A 1,672-nucleotide genomic window follows, 5' to 3' on the forward strand; every position below is an offset into this window, starting at 1 on the left:
AGCTGACGGCGTTTGAAGGTCTATTTAAAGATAATAAAGGCGCAATAACAGCCTTTGCAAACCTATCCGACAGTGATATTGAGTGTATAGCTAAACATCCTCAATTATCGTACGTTATGTCGACGTGCCGCCAAAAAGGTCTGCCCACACCAACGGCACTGGAAGCATTCTTCAAAGATGAGCATTTAAAAGATGAAAACGGCCGCTTGTGCCTGACAAAGCTGAAGGCGGTGGCCAGTATGTGCGGCCTAAAAGGTCTGCCCACGGCAGCGGCAATGAAAGCATTCTTCAACGATAATCATCTGAAAGATGGACGTAACTTGTGCCTGACAAGGCTGAAGGCGGTGGCCAGTATGTGCCGCCAAAAAGGTCTGCCCACGGCAGAGGCGCTGAACACATTCTTCACTGCTGAGTATTTAAAAGGTGATAACGGCCGCTTGTGCCTGACAAAGCTGAAGGCGGTGGCCAGTATGTGCGGCCAAAAAGGTCTGCCCACACCAACGGCACTGAAGGCATTCTTCAACGATAATTATCTGAAAGATGGACGTAACTTGTGCCTGACAAAGCTGAATGCGGTGGCCAGTATGTGCCGCCGAAAAGGTCTGCCTAAGCCAGCGGCGCTGAACACATTCTTCACTGCTGAGTATTTAAAGGATGATAACGGCCGCTTGTGCCTGACAAAGCTGAAGGCGGTGGCCAGTATGTGCGGCCTAAAAGGTCTGCCCACACCAACGGCACTGGAGGCATTATTCAACGATAATCACCTGAAAGATGGACGTAACTTGTGCCTGACAAAGCTGGCTGCGGTGGCCAGTATGCGCTGCCAAAAAGGTCTGCCCACGCCAGCGGCGCTGAACACATTCTTCAATGATGAGCATTTAAAAGATGAAAACGGCCGCTTATGCCTGACAAAGCTGGCTGCGGTGGCCAGTATGTGCCGCCAAAAAGGTCTGCCCACACCAACGGCACTGGAGGCATTCTTCAACGATAATCATCTGAAAGATGGACGTAACTTGTGCCTGACAAGGGTGAATGCGGTGGCCAGTATGTGCTGCCGAAAAGGTCTGCCCATGGCAGAGGCGCTGAACACATTCTTCACTGCTGACTATTTAAAAGGTGATAACGGCCGCTTGTGCAAGACAAAGCTGGCTGCGGTGGCCAGTATGTGCTGCCAAAAAGGTCTGCCCACACCAGCGGCGCTGAAAGCATTCTTCACTGCTGAGTATTTAAAAGGTGATAACGGCCGCTTGTGCAAGACAAAGCTGGCTGCGGTGGCCAGTATGTGCCGCCTAAAAGGTCTGCCCACGCCAGCGGCAATGAAAGCATTCTTCACTGCTGAGTATTTAAAAGGTGATAACGGCCGCTTGTGCAAGACAAAGCTGGCTGCGGTGGCCAGTATGTGCTACCGAAAAGGTCTGCCCACGCCAGCGGCAATGAAAGCATTCTTCAAAGATGAGCATTTAAAAGGTGCGACCCGCCGCTTGTGCCTGACAAAGCTGAAGGCGGTGGCCAGTATGTGCGGCCAAAAAGGTCTGCCGTCCGCAAGCGAGTTAAAAGCATTCTTTAACGCCATAACAGTTAATCACTCTATAAGCACGGAATTGATGAGCGTGTGTAAACATTACTTTCATAGGGAAGGGCTAAAAACCTCAACCCAAGCCATAACAACAAT

The 1,672-nt window shown here is 50.7% G+C and carries 1 protein-coding gene; it reads left to right on the top strand.

Annotated features, from left to right (window positions below; genetic code table 11):
- A partial coding sequence (locus JQC92_RS22200) for a hypothetical protein (protein WP_205001702.1) occupies positions 1 to 1,672 on the top strand: 1,672 nt, incomplete at both ends.

This window comes from Parashewanella hymeniacidonis, assembly GCF_016900895.1.
In the GTDB taxonomy this organism is placed as follows: domain Bacteria; phylum Pseudomonadota; class Gammaproteobacteria; order Enterobacterales; family Shewanellaceae; genus Parashewanella; species Parashewanella hymeniacidonis.